The sequence below is a fragment of the Pseudomonas sp. TE12508 genome (assembly GCF_056279485.1).
In genome coordinates this window covers 165,903-183,494 of the sequence record NZ_JBWCCN010000019.1, presented here as the reverse complement: position 1 = coordinate 183,494, position 17,592 = coordinate 165,903, and the positions used below count along the sequence as shown (strand labels likewise).

Genomic DNA, 17,592 nt, shown 5'->3' with positions numbered 1-17,592 from the left:
GAGCGTCCGCACCTGTCTTTGAAATACAAAACGCCCGATGCGGTGCATCGGGCGTTAGGGTGAAACAGGTGTAAACCTATTTCAGGACTAGACATCTGACTCAGTGTTGCAGAGCCGGCTTCTGCGTCCCGTTGATCGGGATGCGTTTGGCTTTCGCCTCTTCCGGAATTACGCGCAGCAGGTCGATGCTCAACAAACCGTTGCGCAGTTCGGCGGCCTTGATTTCAATATGGTCCGCCAGACGGAACGACAGTTTGAAGGCGCGCTGAGCGATGCCTTGGTACAGGTAAGTGACGCTTTCGTCCGCGTCACGTTTGCCGCCACTGATGGTCAGCACACCTTTCTCCACTTGCAGGTCCAGGTCTTCTTCCTGGAAACCGGCGGCCGCTACGACAATGCGGTATTGATCATCACCGTATTTTTCAACGTTGTAGGGTGGATAGGTGCTGCCTGGCTCATTGCGCAGGGCGGTTTCGAACAGGTCGTTGAAACGGTCGAAACCTACCGAGGAACGGAACAGTGGGGCCAGGGAAAATGCAGTACTCATGATTCAAATCTCCTGAACATAATCAGCAAGTTTTTTTGTCTCCGCGACCCGAATTCGGCATCGCGTAATCCTTAGATAAGGACCGCTGATTGCTTTTCAAGAGATTATTTCAAGATTTTTTCAGGCCGCTTCAGACACCTGCAGCCCCAGTAAACGCGAGACATTATCCAGTTCGGTCTCACGACGCAGGACGGTGAACAGCTCTACCGCTTCGGGATAATTGCGGGTCAGCATCGCCAGCCACTGCTTCAAGCGACCCGGCGATTGGCGTGGCGTCATCTGCGCCTTGGCTTGCAGCCAGAAGTCTTGAATCAGCGGCAGCAGCTCGGCCCAGGTCATCTCAACGACGTCTTCACCGGCGCGAGCGGCAGCGATTTGCCGGGCCAGATCCGGGCGCGATACCAGTCCACGACCGAGCATGATGTCTTCGACGCCGCTGATCTCGCGGCAACGACGCCAGTCCTCAACACTCCAGATGTCGCCATTGGCAAACACCGGGACCTTGACCACGTCCTGCACCCGAGGGATCCATTCCCAGTGGGCTGGCGGCTTGTAGCCATCGGTCTTGGTCCGCGCGTGGACCACGATGTGCGCCGCCCCGCCTTCAGCCAGGGCCGTGGCGCAAACCAGCGCACCGTCCGGGCTGTCGAAACCGAGGCGCATCTTGGCGGTCACTGGAATGTGCGCTGGCACCGCACGACGGACGTGTTCAACGATTTGGTTGAGCAGTTCAGGCTCTTTGAGCAGCACCGCACCGCCACGGGATTTGTTGACGGTCTTGGCCGGGCAGCCGAAGTTCAGGTCGATGACCTCGGAACCCAACTCGCAGGCCAGCGCGGCGTTTTCCGCCAGGCACACCGGATCGGAGCCCAGCAGTTGCACCCGCAGCGGCACACCGGACGCGGTTCGGGCGCCAGTCAGCAGTTCCGGGCCGAACTTGTGGTAATAGGCAGGCGTAAGCAGTTGATCGTTGATCCGAATAAATTCGGTCACGCACCAATCGATACCGCCCACACGGGTCAGCACGTCCCGCAGGATGTTGTCGACCAACCCCTCCATGGGCGCCAAAGCAATTTGCATGAAAAACACACTCAGCGAAAAACGTGCGGCAGTTTACTGGATAATCTAATGAAAGACTTGCGCATACCTCTGTGGCGAGGGGGCTTGCCCCCGTTGGGTTGCGTAGCGCCCCCCAAATTTTACGACTGCTACGCAGCCGAACGGGGGCAAGCCCCCTCGCCACAGGATCGTGTCAGCTTGGAACTTGCAACGCCGGGCCGTAACCCTCGATAAACTCCGCCGGCATGCGCTTGGGCTTGCCGGTCGACAGTTCGATGCACACGAAAGTGGTTTGCGCCCGCAGTAACGTCGTGTTGTCGCTGGGGCGCTTCAACTGGAAGTGTCGGGTCATTTTCAGACGCTGGTCCCAATCGACGATCCAGGTCGCCAACTGCAACTCATCGCCCTCATAGGCCGCCGCCAGATAATCGATCTCGTGCCGTACCACCGCCATCGCCCGGTCCAGCCGCCGGTACTCGACCAGATCCAGGCCAAGCCGTTGCGAGTGGCGCCAGGCGCAACGCTCGAGCCAGGTCACGTACACGGCGTTGTTCGCATGGCCCAACCCGTCGATGTCCTCGGCGCCCACTTCCAGATCAATGATAAACGGCGTTGCCCGATCCCAGCCCATGCCCCACTCCTGGTCAGATTATTTCGACCGGGGCAGTGTAACGGATGCTCAGGCCGATTGGCGCGATTGCAGACTGCGACCGGCCAGCAGCGAAAGAACGCCGTCGATCACCCGAGGATCGGCCAGCACCCGCTGATGCCCACCCTCTTCCAGGCGCAACAGACGGCTGTCGAACCAGGCTTCGTGGATCAACTGGGATTCCTTGACCGGAACAAAGTTGTCGTCCTCGGCATGGACGATCAGCCCCGGCATGTCGAGCTGATAGCGCGCAACATCCAGCGCAGCGGCGCGCATGCCGACGTCTTTCTCGACCTGGCGAATAAACGCCGAACGCGCTTTGGGCGGCAGGCGCACATAGCGTGCGAACCCACGCAGTACCCCGAGAATTCGCGCCGGGGCGGCGATTGAGACCAGGGTTTCGGTGCGCAAGCCCAACTGAACTGCGAGCATGGCACTGGCGCCACCCATGGAGTGTCCGATGACCGCTTGCAGCGGCGGCAACTCAGCGGCCGCCTCGAGCATGGCTCGGGCGAACAGCACCACATTTGCTTCGCGACCAGGCGAGCGACCGTGAGCCGGGCCGTCCAGGGCAACCACGGTGTAACCGGCATCGACCAGCGCGGTGATCAACGAAGCAAACTGCGTTGGCCGGCCTTCCCAGCCGTGCATCAACAACACTGCCGGCCCCTGGCCCCAGCGCAGCGCCGAGAGGCCGAAGCGCAAGGTGATCCGTTCGGATTTCGCCAGTAGCGGCAATTCCCAATCACGCGGCGGCAATTCTCGCGGAGTCATGAACGCCAGGCGCATCTTGCTCGCCACCAGCTTCGGCGCGAACCAGCCCAAGGTGCCATTAACGCCACGAACCCAGCTCAACGTGTTCATCGCTCATCTCCTCAGGCTGATGCCTTTAGGTCACAGCACCGCCGACTTGGCGGCGCGCAGCAATCGATCGGACAACTCTCCTGGCCCCAGCGCCCGCGCCAGAGCCAAACCACCGACCATCAAGGCCATGTCGGCCAAGGCTTTGTCGGTCTCTTCCGGGCTGGCCGCCAACTGCGCGACCATCAACTCAATATGCTCATTCAATGCCACACGAAATTCGTCCGGCAGACGGCCCAGCTCGCCGACCGACGCCGGAATCGGACATGCCTGCTCGGTGGAATCACGGTGCTTGCGCGACAGGTAGAACGCTGCGACCAACGCGCGACGCTCTTCGCCGGTCAACTCGGCATCCATGTCGGCGATCAAGCCACGACGATGGCTGAGCAGTTGCTTGAACGCTTCCAGCATCAATGCGTCCTTGCTTTCGAAGTGCGCGTAGAAGCCGCCGACCGTCAGGCCGGCTGCGCCCATCACTTCACCCACGCTCGGCTCGGCCGGGCCGCGCTGGATCAGCGCTGCACTGGCAGCCTTGAGGATGCGTTCGCGGGTTTGAGCTTTTTTATCGTTCATCGTTGCCTCCGAATATTACGACTAGAATATTATTCTCATAATAATTTTTCGCAAGTCGCGGATGTGACCGCTGGTCTGAAGAACAGTTTTGAGAAAAAAGGAGAGTTGGCCAAACGCCAGACAAACAAAAGGGCCATTCAATAATTGAATGACCCTTAAAAATCCCGCAGAGCGGGTAATCGTGGCGTCCCCTAGGGGACTCGAACCCCTGTTACCGCCGTGAAAGGGCGGTGTCCTAGGCCACTAGACGAAGGGGACACAAACCCTTCTATACAACTGATCAGTGCTGAGAGCTGATCGATTCAAGGCCGGTGTGGCCAGACCTTGAACTGTAAAATTGGTGGAGCTAGACGGGATCGAACCGTCGACCTCTTGCATGCCATGCAAGCGCTCTCCCAGCTGAGCTATAGCCCCGGATTTTTCGCCTCGCGGCGGAGCGACATCTTGCAACATCGCTTCTGTAAAACTGGCGTCCCCTAGGGGACTCGAACCCCTGTTACCGCCGTGAAAGGGCGGTGTCCTAGGCCACTAGACGAAGGGGACGCAAACCCTTCTATACAACTGATCAACGCTGAGTGTTGATCGCTTCAAGGCCGGTGTGGCCAGACCTTGAAGTGTAAATTGGTGGAGCTAGACGGGATCGAACCGTCGACCTCTTGCATGCCATGCAAGCGCTCTCCCAGCTGAGCTATAGCCCCTCATCGCTGAGGACGGGGCGAATCTTAATGGCGCATCGGAAGGCTGTCAAACTTATTTTTAACAATTTCTAAAATTTTTTGCCCACATAACAATCACTTACCGCCCTCCCCCCGAAAAACGGGGGTGGCGCCGAAGAGCAAGATCAAAAGATCGCAGCCTTCGGCAGCTCCTACACAAGGTTAAACAGCCTTAAGCGATAGCGCCCAGGAGTTTTTCCCACTCCTTGTTTTCCTTCTTCGACACGCCGCCCAGCAGGTCGATAGCCTGGCGCAGACGGAAACGGGTCAGGTCCGGACCGAGGATTTCCATCGCATCGAGCACCGACACCGAGCTGGCCTGCCCCGTGATCGCAGCGAACATCAGCGGCATGGCATCACGCAGCTTCAACTCCAGGGATTCGACCACCGCCTGAATCGTCGCGGTAATGCTGTCCTTCTCCCACTGACGCAGGCTTTCCAGCTTCCACAGAATCAACTGCATCAACTGACGAACCTGATCGCCCGAGAGCTTCTTGGATTCGAACAGTTTGGCGTCCGGGTTCACGCCACCAGCGAAGAAGAAGCCGGCCAGCGGTGCGACCTGGCTGAAGGTTTCAACCCGGCCCTGCACGTGCGGCGCGATCTTCATCATGTATTCAGGGTTCAGTGCCCACTTTTGCAGACGAGCGGCGAACTCTTCCACCGGCAGGTCACGCAGCCACTGGCCGTTGAGCCACGACAGCTTCTCGATGTCGAAAATCGGCCCACCGAGGGAGACGCGGCTCAGGTCGAAGTTATCGACCATTTCCTGCAGGGAGAACTTCTCGCGCTCGTCCGGCATCGACCAGCCCATGCGGCCCAAGTAGTTGAGCATCGCTTCCGGCATGAAGCCCATGCGCTCGTAGAAGGTCACCGAGGTCGGGTTCTTGCGCTTGGACAGCTTGCTCTTGTCCGGGTTACGCAGCAGCGGCATGTAGCACAGCTGCGGTTGTTCCCAGCCGAAGTATTCGTACAAGAGGATCAGTTTCGGTGCCGAAGGCAGCCATTCTTCACCGCGCAGAACGTGGGTAATGCCCATCAGGTGGTCATCGACCACGTTGGCCAGGAAGTACGTCGGCAAGCCGTCGGTCTTCATCAGCACTTGCATGTCCATGCGATCCCACGGGATCTCGACGTCGCCACGCAGCATGTCAGGCACCACGCACACGCCTTCGGTCGGCACTTTCATGCGGATGACGTGTGGCTCGCCGGCAGCCAGGCGGCGCGCGACTTCTTCCTTGGAGAGCAACAGCGCACGGCCGTCGTAACGCGGGGTTTCGCCGCGGGCCATTTGCTCGGCGCGCATCTGGTCCAATTCTTCAGCCGTGCAGAAGCACGGGAAGGCATGACCCAAGTCGACCAATTGCTGGCAGTACTTCTGATAGATATCGCCGCGCTCGCTTTGACGATAAGGACCGTGCGGGCCACCGACATCCGGGCCTTCGCTCCAGTCGATACCCAACCAGCGCAGGGCGTCGAAAATCTGCTGTTCGGACTCGCGGGTCGAACGCAACTGGTCGGTGTCTTCGATCCGCAGGATGAACTCACCGCCATGCTGCTTGGCAAAGCAGTAGTTGAACAAAGCGATGTAAGCGGTACCTACGTGGGGGTCCCCGGTAGGCGATGGCGCGATGCGAGTGCGGACGGTGGTCATGGCATGTCTCGAAAAGAATAAAAAGCGAAGATCAAACAAGAGGCGAATGGTAACAGGCGATAGCCGCCCGGCTCCAGTGAGTGGGGTATTTACCTCCACATCACTCGTAGGCCGAGGTGGGTTGAGGGCTGGGGGAAGCGCTTTAGCTGACGAATATAGCGTTCAGTCGTACGCCTTCGCGAGCAAGCCCGCTCCCACATTAGACCGCGTCCGCCTGGACAACTCGGTCAACTGTGGGAGCGGGCTTGCTCGCGAAGAGGCCCTGTCAGACACCACAAATCAAACAGCGATCAACCGCTCCCGCAACTTGCCGATTTCGTCGCGCAACTGCGCCGCGGCTTCGAATTCCAGGTCGCGAGCGAGCTGGTACATTTTTTCTTCCAACTGACGAATGCGTTTGCTGATCTCGCTCGGCGAGCGCAGTTCGGCCTCGTACTTGGCACTTTCCTCGGCGGCCTTGGCCATGCCTTTGCGCTTCTTGCTGCGCGAACCCGGCACGACCGCGCCTTCCATAATGTCGGCGACGTCCTTGAACACCCCCTTCGGCGTGATGCCATTGGCCAGGTTGAAGGCGATCTGCTTGTCGCGACGACGCTCGGTCTCGCCGATCGCCCGCTCCATGGAGCCGGTGATGCGATCCGCATACAGAATCGCCCGCCCATTGAGGTTGCGCGCCGCCCGGCCAATGGTCTGGATCAGTGAGCGCTCGGAACGCAGGAAACCTTCCTTGTCCGCGTCGAGAATCGCCACCAGCGAGACTTCCGGCATGTCCAGGCCTTCACGCAGCAGGTTGATCCCCACCAGCACATCGAAGACGCCGAGACGCAAGTCACGGATAATTTCGACCCGCTCCACGGTGTCGATGTCCGAGTGCAGATAACGCACGCGCACGCCGTGGTCGGCCAGATAATCGGTCAAATCTTCAGACATGCGCTTGGTCAGCGTGGTGACCAGCACCCGCTCTTCCAGGGCCACACGCTTGGTGATTTCCGAGAGCAAGTCGTCGACCTGGGTCAACGCCGGACGGATTTCGATTTGCGGGTCCACCAGACCGGTCGGGCGCACCAATTGCTCGACCACTCGGCCAGCATGTTCCGCCTCATAATTGCCCGGCGTGGCCGAGACAAAAATCGTTTGGGGACTGATGCTTTCGAACTCATCGAAACGCATCGGCCGGTTGTCCAGCGCGGACGGCAGACGGAAGCCGTACTCCACCAGAGTTTCTTTTCGGGAACGGTCACCTTTATACATGGCGCCGACTTGCGGCACGCTGACGTGGGATTCGTCGATCACCAGCAAGGCGTCAGCCGGCAGATAGTCGAACAAAGTGGGCGGCGCCTGGCCGGATTCACGGCCCGACAGGTAGCGCGAATAGTTTTCGATGCCGTTGCAGTAGCCCAGCTCCAGGATCATCTCCAGGTCGAAACGGGTGCGCTGCTCCAGTCGCTGGGCTTCCACCAGTTTGTTATTGGAGCGCAGGTATTCCAGGCGCTCCTGCAATTCGACCTTGATCCCTTCGGTGGCCTCGAGCAGGGTTTCCCGCGGGGTCACGTAGTGGCTCTTCGGATAGAAGGTGAAACGCGGCAGTTTGCGGATGACTTCACCGGTCAGCGGATCGAAGGCGGACAGGCTCTCCACTTCGTCATCGAACAGCTCGATACGGATCGCTTCGAAATCGGATTCCGCCGGGTGGATATCAATCACATCGCCGCGCACCCGAAAGGTCGCCCGGGCGAAGTCCATGTCGTTGCGGGTGTATTGCAGGTCGGCCAGGCGACGCAGCAGCGCGCGTTGGTCGAGCTTGTCGCCGCGATCCACGTGCAACACCATCTTCAGATAGGTTTCCGGGCTGCCCAGACCGTAGATGCAGGACACCGTGGTGACGATGATCGCGTCCTTGCGCTCCAGCAGCGCTTTGGTGGCGGACAGGCGCATCTGCTCGATGTGGTCGTTGATCGAGGCATCCTTCTCGATGAAGGTGTCGGATGACGGCACGTAGGCTTCGGGCTGGTAGTAGTCGTAATAAGACACGAAGTATTCAACGGCGTTGTTCGGGAAGAACGCCTTGAATTCACCATACAACTGCGCGGCCAGGGTCTTGTTGGGTGCCAGCACCAGCGTCGGGCGCTGTATCTGGGCGATCACGTTGGCGATGCTGAAGGTCTTGCCCGAGCCGGTCACACCGAGCAACGTCTGGTGCGCCAGCCCGGCCTCAATGCCCTCGACCATCAGGCGGATGGCTTCCGGCTGATCGCCGGCGGGCTCGAAGCGGGTGACTAGCTGGAATTCAGACATACATACCTCTGGATTCGCGCCTGCCCAGTCAAACCGGACAGCGACGAAAAAAACCACAAACGACCGATGTCGCCCAAGGAAAAAACTGGATTGTGCTCAATGTGGAGCCGATTGCCGTCGCTTTCAAGGCAAACGTCCTACATCGGGTAAAACCTTTGACGACACCACTCGACCCACGATCGAAAAATAATTGGAAAAACTTACCGTAAAAGCCGAATCGCCTGTCGCCATCAATCGCTGATGGCCTCTATACTAGCTCCCCGTTTGTGCACCGCTCTAGTGCATTCGGCTGGAGCGCGACACGTCCCTCCACACTCCATTCAGAGCCGCCGCAATAATGAGCCTGTTCTCCGCTGTCGAAATGGCACCACGCGATCCAATCCTGGGCCTCAACGAAGCATTCAATGCCGATACCCGTACCAACAAGGTCAACCTGGGGGTCGGTGTTTACTGCGACGAGGAGGGGCGAATTCCACTCCTGCGCGCCGTTGTCGAAGCCGAGACGATTCGCGCTGCTCAACACGTTTCCCGTGGCTACTTGCCGATCGACGGCATCGCCGCCTACGATCAGGCCGTGCAAAAACTGCTGTTCGGCAATGATTCGCCGCTGATCGCCGCTGGCCGGGTTATCACCACCCAAGCCGTCGGCGGTACCGGCGCGCTGAAAATCGGCGCCGACTTCCTCAAGCAACTGCTGCCGAACGCCGTCGTGGCCATCAGCGACCCGAGCTGGGAAAACCACCGCGCCCTGTTCGAAACCGCTGGTTTCCCGGTGCAGAACTATCGCTACTACGATGCCGCCACCCACGACGTTAACCGTACAGGCCTGCTCGAAGACCTGAACGCCTTGCCGTCCGGCTCCATCGTTGTGCTGCACGCTTGCTGCCACAACCCGACCGGCGTGGACCTGAGCCCGGCAGACTGGAAAAACGTACTGGAAGTGGTCAAGGCCAAAGGTCACGTACCGTTCCTCGACATGGCCTACCAGGGCTTCGGCGACGGCATCGATGAAGACGCCGCGGCCGTGCGCCTGTTCGCCGAATCGGACCTGACCTTCTTCGTTTCCAGTTCGTTCTCCAAATCCTTCTCGCTGTACGGCGAGCGCGTTGGCGCTCTGTCGATCGTCAGCGAATCGAAAGAAGAAGGCGCGCGCGTACTGTCGCAAGTCAAACGCGTGATCCGCACCAACTACTCCAACCCGCCGACCCACGGTGCAAGCATCGTCGCCGCCGTGCTGAACAGCCCGGTACTGCGTGCCCAGTGGGAAGAGGAACTGGCAGAAATGCGCCTGCGGATTCGCGGCATGCGCACCCAGATGGTCGACTTGCTGGCGAAAAACGCTCCACAGCGCGATTTCAGCTTCGTCGGTCGCCAGCGCGGCATGTTCTCCTACTCCGGCCTGACGGTTGAGCAGGTTACCCGCCTGCGCAGCGAGTTCGGCATCTATGCCCTGGACACCGGCCGCATCTGTGTTGCCGCGCTGAACCAGAGCAACATCGACGCCGTGACCAAGGCCATCGTTCAGGTGATCTGAGTCCTCGCGTGATACGAAAACGGGAAGCCGCAGGGCTTCCCGTTTTTTATTTGTCTTTGATAAATCTCAAAGCAGCGGCTCCGCCCTTTAAACTCCACACAAATCCAATGTGGGAGCGAGCCTGCTCGCGATAGCGGTCTTTCTGTCACATAGATACAAGCTGTGCCGCCGCCATCGCGAGCAGGCTCGCTCCCACAGGTTTTATGTACACCCGAGAATTCTTGAGAACCCACATGAAAAACGATGACCTACGCGCCGACCGCGACGAGCTGGACCACTTCGTGCCCCGCTCTTCGGCCAAACGCGGTAATAACCTGGTGCTGCAAGTGGCTGCGGGCGTGTTCCTTGGCGGTCTGGCGTTGTGGCTGGTACAACTGACCGCCACGATGCTTTACGCCAAGCTGATGCTCGGCACCATTACCTTCGGCGGTTAGGCCAGTTCGCCCGCGCGCTGGCTGGCCGCGTCGTCATAGGCCACATAAAGTGACTCGGCCACCTGGCTTTTGATCGCCTTGGTGCTTTCCAGGCCCAAAACAAAACCTTCGGCCTTGCCGCCCGCGCGGTTCAATTCGTCAGCGGTGCTGGCCTGAGTGATTGCGTCGAACAGTTTCTCGGCGTGCGGACCAACGCCTTTGGGCAGGCTGATCTGAGCGATGCTCATGCGAACACCCCGCTGTTTTGAAGTGTGAGGGCTGGATGATTCATGGCGCGTACCTTTTCGGCTGAGGGCCGGCAGCGCGTGTCACCACTTCCGGGCGACCATGGTAGACCTCTACCGCGATTCTGGTAACCGCCAATGGCCGATAACCCCCTCCGATCCGATGAAAACATCAAACTGCCGACAGAGGCTTGACTTCTCTTTTTGAATCAGTAACATAGACGCCATTCCGCGATAGCTCAGTTGGTAGAGCAAGTGACTGTTAATCACTGGGTCCCTGGTTCGAGTCCAGGTCGTGGAGCCAGACAAGGTTCCAGAGAAGGCTTTCAAAATCTCTGAACCCCCCGAAAAACCCGCCTTTTGGCGGGTTTTTTCGTTTTGGCGTTTTGTCGGCACGCAGGTATCAAGCAACATGAGTGTTCGCTGCAAGCTCATACGCGGGCTCGGGCTTGATCTTGAACCAGAGGGCGTACATCGCTGGCAGGAACACCAGGGTCAGCACGGTGCCGGCAAACGTACCGCCAATCAGGGTGTAGGCCAGCGTTCCCCAGAACACCGAATGGGTCAGCGGAATGAACGCCAGCATTGCCGCCAACGCCGTGAGAATCACGGGCCTCGCGCGCTGCACAGTGGCTTCGACCACGGCGTTGTAAGGCGACAGGCCGGCTTGCTCATTGGAGTGAATCTGCCCGATGAGGATCAGCGTGTTGCGCATCAGAATCCCTGACAAGGCAATCAGTCCCACCAACGCGTTGATCCCGAAGGGTTGCTGGAACAGCAGCAGAATTGGCACCACACCAATCAGGCCCAAAGGCGCAGTGGCGAACACCATCATCATTGCCGACATCGAGCGCACCTGAATAATAATGGTCAGCAACATCAGCGCGATCATGATCGGGAACAACGGTAGCAATGCCTTGTTCGCTTTACCCGACTCCTCGATCGAGCCGGCAAACTCAATCCGATAGCCCGCCGGCAGTTTTTCGATGATGGGCTGCAACTGCGTTATCAAGGCGTTGGAGACATCGGGAGGCTGAAGACCTTCAGCCACGTCACCACGCACAGTTATCGTCGGCGTACGATCACGACGTCGCAGAATGGGTTCCTCCATGCGCACATCCACCGCCCCTACCTGGGACAGCGACACGCGCTGCCCTTGGGCACCGGTCAGCGTGAAGGCGGCAATTTTCGACGGATCCAGACGCGTCTCTCCCGCCGAGCGAGCAACCACCTGAACCGAACGAATATCCTCACGCACCTCGGTGACAGGCACCCCCGTGAGCAGGAATTGCAGCTGTTGCGCGACATCGGTCGAGGTCAAGCCGAATGCTTGCAGGCGATCCTGATCCAGCGTGAGATGAAGTGCCGGCGCGCGCTCGCCCAAATCGGTGTTGACGGTCCTCATCATGGGGCTGGCGGTCATGACCTCACGCACCTGCGCGGCGATATCCCGCAACACTGCGGGGTCGGCGCCCATCACCCGAAAGGCCACCGGATACGGTGAATAAGGACCAAATACCAACTGCGTCACCCGCACCCGGGCTTCAGGCGCCAAGCCATCGGCTACGGCTTGCCTGAGGCGGAGCTTGAGCGCCTCGCGCTCTTGCTGACTCGTGGTCAGGACGACGATTTTTGCGAAGGATGGATCGGGTAGCTCAGGGGCCATCGCCAAATAGAAGCGCGGTGCGCCCTGGCCAATGTAAGCGGTGACGATCCTGGCTTCCGACTGCAGAGCCAACCACGCCTCGACCTTGGCCGCGGCCACATCAGTCTGCTCTATAGAGGTGCCGTAAGGCATCTGCACCTCAACCAGCACCTCAGGTCGGTCGGACGTTGGAAAGAACTGCTTCTTGACCACGCCCATGCCCAGAATCGCAACAACAAACAAGCCAACGACGGATGCAGCCACCAGGCCTTTGCGGCGGATCACACTGCCCAGCAGGCGCCTGAAACGCTGGTAGTTCGGTGTACCGTAAATCGCCGTATGCCCGCCTTCAGGCACCTTGATCTGCGGCAGCAGTTTGACGCCCAGGTAAGGGGTAAACACCACGGCCACCACCCAGGAAGTGATCAGCGCAATGCCAACGATCCAGAACATGTTCGCGGTGTATTCACCTGCGGTCGACTTGGCAAAACCGTTGGGCATAAAGCCGATCGCCGTCACCAATGTCCCCGACAACATCGGCGCGGCCGTGTGGCTCCAGGCATAAGCGGAGGCCTTGATTCGGTCGTAGCCCTCCTCCATCTTCACCACCATCATTTCAATGGCAATGATTGCATCGTCCACCAGCAGCCCCAATGCCAGAATCAACGAACCCAGGGTAATTCGATCGAAGTCTTTGCCCGTGGCCGCCATGACAATGAACACGGCCGCCAGGGTCAGCGGCACCGCCGCGGCAACCACAACGCCGACACGCCAGCCCATGCTGAGGAAACACACCAGCAGCACCACGCCCAGGGCAGCAAAAAACTTCACCATGAACTCGTTGACGGATGCGCCAATGTTCACCGCCTGATCCGTGACCTTGGTCAGGCTCATGCCCAAAGGCATCTGCTCGTTGATCGCTGTTGCCTCGGCCTCCAGCGACTTCCCCAGATCCAGACCGTTCCAGCCATCGCGCATGACCACGCCGAGCAACAATGCGGGCTCGCCGTTGTTGCGTACCAGGAACGTCGCAGGGTCCTCATAACCGCGCTTGACCTCAGCCACATCGGACAACTTGAGGGTTCTGCCCTGCACCGTCAGTGGGGTATTACGAATCTTCTGCAGGTCATCAAACGCGCCATCCAGGCGGATGAAAACCTGTGGGCCCTTAGCTTCAACCGAGCCGGCCGGCGTTATCATGTTCTGCGTGTTCAACGCACTGAAGATGTCTCGTGCGGAAATGCCCAATGTCGCCAGACGCTCGTAGGACAGCTCGACAAAAATGCGCTCGGCCTGTTCACCGATGATGTTGACCTTCTTCACACCCGCCACATGCAGCAGACGCTGGCGCAAGCTCTCGGCTTCGCGCACCAACAGACGTTGCGGCTCGCCCTTGGCCTTGAGCGCATAGAGCGCGAAGGTGACATCGGAATACTCATCATTGACCATCGGGCCGATCACCCCTGACGGCAACCCCTTCTGCTCATCCAGGATTTTCTTGCGCGCCTGGTAAAACTCCTCCTGGACGGCTGAGGGCGGCGTGCTATCAAGCAGATAAACCGTGGTGAATGCCAAGCCGGGCCGGGTAAAGGTCTCGGTCCGGTCGTACCAACGCAGTTCCTGCATGCGTTTTTCCAGCTTTTCTACCACCTGGTCTTGCATCTCCTGGGCCGTCGCCCCAGGCCAGGCGGTGACCACCGTCATTTGTTTAATGGTGAATGCGGGATCTTCCGCACGCCCCAGTTTGAAGAAGGCGTACAACCCACCCACAGAAATCAGCAGGATCAAAAACAGGGTGATTGAGCGCTCGCGTACGGCCAGCGCCGAAAGATTGAAGCCGCTCATCGACTTACCTCAACCACTGAATTTTGCGGAGCATCGGCGAGTTCAGTCCTGACCTTCTCTCCCTCGCTCAGCAAGTGAGCACCCAATGCGACAACACGATCACCCACCTGCAGATCACCCGTCACGCGCACGCTGGCCTCGTTATTCAGGCTGCGAACCTTGATCGGGCGCCATACCACATGCTCCGGCTCTCCCCCAACCACCCAGACACCCGGGCCTTTACCCGCGTCGTAGAGGGCCCCCATGGGGACCTGGAATTCCTTGGCATCAGCAACATCCGTGTCGGCGATAACCACTGAGATCGTCGAACCCAGGGTGGCGTTGGAGAGCGCCCCTTCCAGCACATAACGCGCTTCAAACGTTCGGGTCTGTCGGTCTGCAGAGTCGGACAGCTGACGTAAACGGGCGCTGCCTGCACGCTGGTTCTGCCCGTAGAGCTCAACCGTCGCCGCCGAGCCCAGCGCAGGACGTAGCGTCTCGGGTAACTGGATCACGGCCTCGCGCTGCCCTGAATGGGCAACGCTTACCACCATCTGTCCTGCGCCAACCACCTGACCCGGCTCCGCCAAGGTATCCACTACAACCCCATCAGCATCCGCCAGCAACGTCGAATAACCGGTCGCGTTTTTCGCCACATCAGCCTGAGCCCGGGCAGCGTTTAGCTGAGCCTTCGCCGAGTCGGCAGCCGCTTTGATCCCTGCGTAAGCTGAGGCAGATACCGCACCGACGGACACCAAATCACGGTAGCGAAGTTCATCATCGGAGGCCTGCCGGGCTCGGGCCATAGCGGCCAGCACCGCTTCCTGCTGCGCCCTGGCGGTCAGCGTCAGGTCGTTGGCATCGATGCGCATAAGTGGCTGCCCACGTTTGACACTCTGCCCAGCGTCCACCAAGCGCTCCAAGACTTTCCCAGGCACCCGAAAACCGAGATCGCTCTGAACTCGAGCCGCGACGATACCGGTGAATACCCGTGCCGCAGGCGCGGAGGGTTGAACCACGCCGATGCGCACCAAGGGCACTTGAAGGCGAGGATCGGCAGGCGTGGCCTCGTTGCAGGCCGCCAGGGCAAACGGCAACAAGGCAATGAAAATGAGTGACATGCGATGGCGCTGGATCATAAAGACCTCTCGGTAGCGGATGCACCATGCTTATTCAAGTGACCAATTCTGTCAATAGTCACCGCCGAGACGAATGAACATTCCCCAACTTGATCAGAGCAAGGCAGAGAGGCTTGATATCTGGTTTTTTCAGGCGCACACGCTGATACGGATGCGTAGCGCATCCGTCAGCGGACGGTTTAAGGCATCAGGCTGCGCAGAACAAGATTGGAGATAAGAGAAGGGGCTTCTTCAACAAAATCGAGGTTGTACTGCAATAGCAAAGGATTGATAAAGGGCCGCAGAGCGAGATGAATCGCCTCTACCGTCTCGTCCAGCGGTGTCTTGCGTTCAAACTCGCCGAGCTCTCGCCCCTCACGCACGATTTGCGACACGAAGCTCTTGATCTGAGCGTCATAGACTTGTGAGCTGGGCCAGCGCTCCGATGCGGCGAACGCTGCGATGTCATAGAGTTTACGGTCATTAAAGAACAGGCTCACACCTGTAGCGATTAAGGTTTTGACCAGGCGCCGAAAACGTTCAGTCGGCGAGATGCCGTCTACATTGATGGCCTGCTCAACTGCCGCAACGATTTCAGTCAGGCAATTTGTACAGATTGCTTCACCAATCGCCTGCTTGGATTCAAAGAATTTGTAGATGTAAGCCTTGGAAAAGCCGATGGTCTTGGCTAGGTCAGAAACCGTTGTTTTGCCATAACCGTACTGACTGAAATGCTCGTTGGCCGCCGCGACAATCTGGTCTCGAATGTCATGATCGACTGGGCCACGGGCGCTGGGCGAAGAAACTGATGGCTGATTCATGCGAGCAGCTTACTCATCCCAAAGGTGGTTGACAACTTGTGACCAAATTGTAATATCGTCACAAAACGACCCTTTCGCAGGTATCGCATGCACCCTCCTCCTCGTTTCGCCGTCTTACTGTGTTTGGGTATGGTTGCAGGTTGCGCAGTGGGCCCCGACTACTCAGAACCCAGTGTGGAATTGCCCGAGCATTTCTCGGCGCAAACGTCCAAGGCACGACAAATGGGCGCCGCAAATGCCGATCTCGCCGCTTGGTGGAACGCATTTAATGACCCGATACTCAATCAGCTGATAAATCGAGCACTTGAACAGAACCTCGATTTAGCCCAGGCAAGCGCAAGGATCGAGCAGGCTCGCGCCGGTTTGGGCGCAGCTAACGCAGCTCTCCTGCCGTCGGCTACCGTCAACGGTCAAGCGGCCCGAGCCCGTCAGTCATTGGAGACTCCGTTGGGTCAAGTGCTGAATTCAGCCCCTTCCTACAATCGCTACGGCAGTGCCTATGAGGCGAATTTGAATGCCGGTTGGGAGCTGGATGTGTTTGGCGGGCTGCGCCGAGGTAAAGAAGCCGCCTTCGCCGATTATCAGGCCTCACAAGCCGGGGCGATTGCCACACGCCTGGCAGTGGTCGCGCAGACAGCCGATCTTTACATTAGCCTCCGTGGCCTTCAAGCACGCCTGGAAATAGCCCGCCAGCAAGTAGACACACGACAACAACTGCTCACCACCATCGAACATCTCTACGCAAAAGGCCTGGCGGCTGAACTGCAGTTGAACCAGACCCAAGGCGCGCTGAATCAAGCGCAGGCCACCGTTCCGGTACTGCAAGCAGGCATTGACGCGGCAATGAATGCGCTGGATGTCATGTTGGGCAAGGCGCCCGGCACTTATAGTGCGCAGTTGACTAAGCCGGCGCCCATCCCTGATGTGCCAGGCCTCTCGGACATGGGGGCTCCGGCCGACCTGCTGCGTCGGCGTCCAGACTTGATCGTCGCTGAGCGCCGACTTGCGGCATCCAACGCACGCATCGGCGAAGCCATGTCCGAGTACTACCCCAAACTGTCTGTGGGGGCGCTGCTCGGCAGTGCTACCTCGGTATCCAGCACAAACCTGTTCAGCAACGGCGCCAGTCAGGCTTCGGCGGCACTGGGATTACGTTGGAGGCTGTTCGATTTTGGCCGCATCAACGCTCAAATTGATTTGGCGAAAGGCCAGGAAGCCGAAGCCTTAGCCGCTTACCGCCAGTCCGTTCTGCGGGCCTGCGAAGATGTGGAAAGCGCTTTTTCAGCGCTGATCAACCGCGAGCAACAATCGACACAACTCGCCCAGGGTGAGTCGGCGTATGCGAAAGCCCGAGCGACGTCGTTTGTCGCCTATGAAAAAGGCGTGGTCAGCCTGATCGAAGTACTGGATGCCGATGAACACCTTTTAGCGGCATCTGATGGCAGAGCTCAGGCACAAACTGAATCGGCTCGCGCTGCAGTGGCCACGTTCAAAGCATTGGGCGGCGGTTGGCAGCGGGACGACTCAGATGCTCGCGTTATCTCAAAAAGAGCGGGAACTCGAATGTTTTTTCCTGATCCAGGGATATCGAAAGAACCCCAATAGAATACGGACCGAAAAGCCCCTGATTCGAAAGAC

General features: G+C 58.9%; 14 protein-coding genes and 5 tRNA genes. 4 read left to right on the top strand and 15 right to left on the bottom strand.

From position 1 onward, the window contains the following. Nucleotides 1–100: 100 nt before the first annotated feature. The 11 genes from ACZ9IM_RS24780 to uvrB form a co-directional block, all read right to left on the bottom strand. Complete coding sequence (locus ACZ9IM_RS24780) at nt 101–547, bottom strand: Hsp20 family protein (protein WP_007905974.1); 447 nt, start codon at nt 545–547, stop codon at nt 101–103. 120 nt (nt 548–667) lie between these two features. Beyond that, nucleotides 668–1,627: a tRNA dihydrouridine synthase gene (locus tag ACZ9IM_RS24775; RefSeq protein WP_038980070.1), complete on the bottom strand. Its 960-nt coding sequence runs from the start codon at nt 1,625–1,627 to the stop codon at nt 668–670. 172 nt (nt 1,628–1,799) lie between these two features. Further along, entirely contained in the window at nt 1,800–2,237 is a 438-nt protein-coding gene (locus ACZ9IM_RS24770) for an acyl-CoA thioesterase (RefSeq protein ID WP_017337624.1), read from the bottom strand. Between the two features lie 48 nt (nt 2,238–2,285). Then, complete coding sequence (locus tag ACZ9IM_RS24765; protein ID WP_427624536.1) at nt 2,286–3,119, bottom strand: alpha/beta fold hydrolase; 834 nt, start codon at nt 3,117–3,119, stop codon at nt 2,286–2,288. Between the two features lie 30 nt (nt 3,120–3,149). Further along, nucleotides 3,150–3,689, bottom strand: coding sequence for a TetR/AcrR family transcriptional regulator (locus ACZ9IM_RS24760; RefSeq protein ID WP_427624535.1), 540 nt, complete (start codon nt 3,687–3,689; stop codon nt 3,150–3,152). 182 nt (nt 3,690–3,871) lie between these two features. Beyond that, nucleotides 3,872–3,947, bottom strand: a tRNA-Glu gene (locus ACZ9IM_RS24755). Nucleotides 3,948–4,027: 80 nt separating this feature from the next. After that, nucleotides 4,028–4,103: transfer RNA gene (locus ACZ9IM_RS24750), tRNA-Ala, on the bottom strand. 53 nt (nt 4,104–4,156) lie between these two features. Next, nucleotides 4,157–4,232, bottom strand: a tRNA-Glu gene (locus tag ACZ9IM_RS24745). A 79-nt stretch (nt 4,233–4,311) separates the two neighbouring features. Continuing rightward, nucleotides 4,312–4,387 (bottom strand) — tRNA-Ala (locus tag ACZ9IM_RS24740). Nucleotides 4,388–4,577: 190 nt separating this feature from the next. Beyond that, nucleotides 4,578–6,059 carry a glutamate--tRNA ligase gene (gltX, locus tag ACZ9IM_RS24735; protein ID WP_007905986.1) on the bottom strand — a complete coding sequence of 494 codons (1,482 nt, stop codon included), beginning with the start codon at nt 6,057–6,059 and terminating at the stop codon, nt 4,578–4,580. Between the two features lie 279 nt (nt 6,060–6,338). Further along, the gene (gene uvrB, locus ACZ9IM_RS24730; RefSeq protein WP_008007189.1) at nt 6,339–8,354 is read right to left on the bottom strand and encodes an excinuclease ABC subunit UvrB; all 2,016 of its coding nucleotides are present in this window, start codon (nt 8,352–8,354) and stop codon (nt 6,339–6,341) included. A gap of 337 nt (nt 8,355–8,691) precedes the next feature. Here uvrB and ACZ9IM_RS24725 point away from each other — a divergent pair, with 337 nt between their 5' ends. Continuing rightward, complete coding sequence (locus ACZ9IM_RS24725) at nt 8,692–9,888, top strand: amino acid aminotransferase (RefSeq protein ID WP_427624533.1); 1,197 nt, start codon at nt 8,692–8,694, stop codon at nt 9,886–9,888. A 233-nt stretch (nt 9,889–10,121) separates the two neighbouring features. Next, on the top strand, nt 10,122–10,322 hold the full coding sequence (locus ACZ9IM_RS24720; RefSeq protein ID WP_007905992.1) for a hypothetical protein: 201 nt from the start codon (nt 10,122–10,124) through the stop codon (nt 10,320–10,322). On the opposite strand, the gene ACZ9IM_RS24715 is transcribed toward ACZ9IM_RS24720, so the two are convergent. Beyond that, the gene (locus ACZ9IM_RS24715; protein WP_218399152.1) at nt 10,319–10,549 is read right to left on the bottom strand and encodes a hypothetical protein; all 231 of its coding nucleotides are present in this window, start codon (nt 10,547–10,549) and stop codon (nt 10,319–10,321) included. The genes ACZ9IM_RS24720 and ACZ9IM_RS24715 overlap by 4 nt on opposite strands. 225 nt (nt 10,550–10,774) lie before the next feature. Between ACZ9IM_RS24715 and ACZ9IM_RS24710 the strand changes: the two genes are divergently transcribed. Continuing rightward, nucleotides 10,775–10,850, top strand: a tRNA-Asn gene (locus ACZ9IM_RS24710). Nucleotides 10,851–10,949: 99 nt separating this feature from the next. Here ACZ9IM_RS24710 and ACZ9IM_RS24705 read toward each other — a convergent pair. The 3 genes from ACZ9IM_RS24705 to ACZ9IM_RS24695 all read right to left on the bottom strand — a co-directional run bounded on the left by ACZ9IM_RS24705 (nt 10,950) and on the right by ACZ9IM_RS24695 (nt 15,954). Beyond that, complete coding sequence (locus tag ACZ9IM_RS24705) at nt 10,950–14,036, bottom strand: efflux RND transporter permease subunit (RefSeq protein ID WP_008075954.1); 3,087 nt, start codon at nt 14,034–14,036, stop codon at nt 10,950–10,952. Further along, nucleotides 14,033–15,154, bottom strand: coding sequence for an efflux RND transporter periplasmic adaptor subunit (locus tag ACZ9IM_RS24700; RefSeq protein ID WP_427624531.1), 1,122 nt, complete (start codon nt 15,152–15,154; stop codon nt 14,033–14,035). Before ACZ9IM_RS24700 ends, ACZ9IM_RS24705 begins: the two co-directional genes overlap by 4 nt. A gap of 179 nt (nt 15,155–15,333) precedes the next feature. After that, entirely contained in the window at nt 15,334–15,954 is a 621-nt protein-coding gene (locus tag ACZ9IM_RS24695; protein WP_476225200.1) for a TetR/AcrR family transcriptional regulator, read from the bottom strand. 87 nt (nt 15,955–16,041) lie between these two features. Here ACZ9IM_RS24695 and ACZ9IM_RS24690 point away from each other — a divergent pair, with 87 nt between their 5' ends. Further along, nucleotides 16,042–17,559 (top strand): efflux transporter outer membrane subunit, encoded by a 1,518-nt coding sequence (locus ACZ9IM_RS24690; RefSeq protein ID WP_476225199.1) that lies wholly within the window; start codon nt 16,042–16,044, stop codon nt 17,557–17,559. Nucleotides 17,560–17,592: the final 33 nt, after the last annotated feature.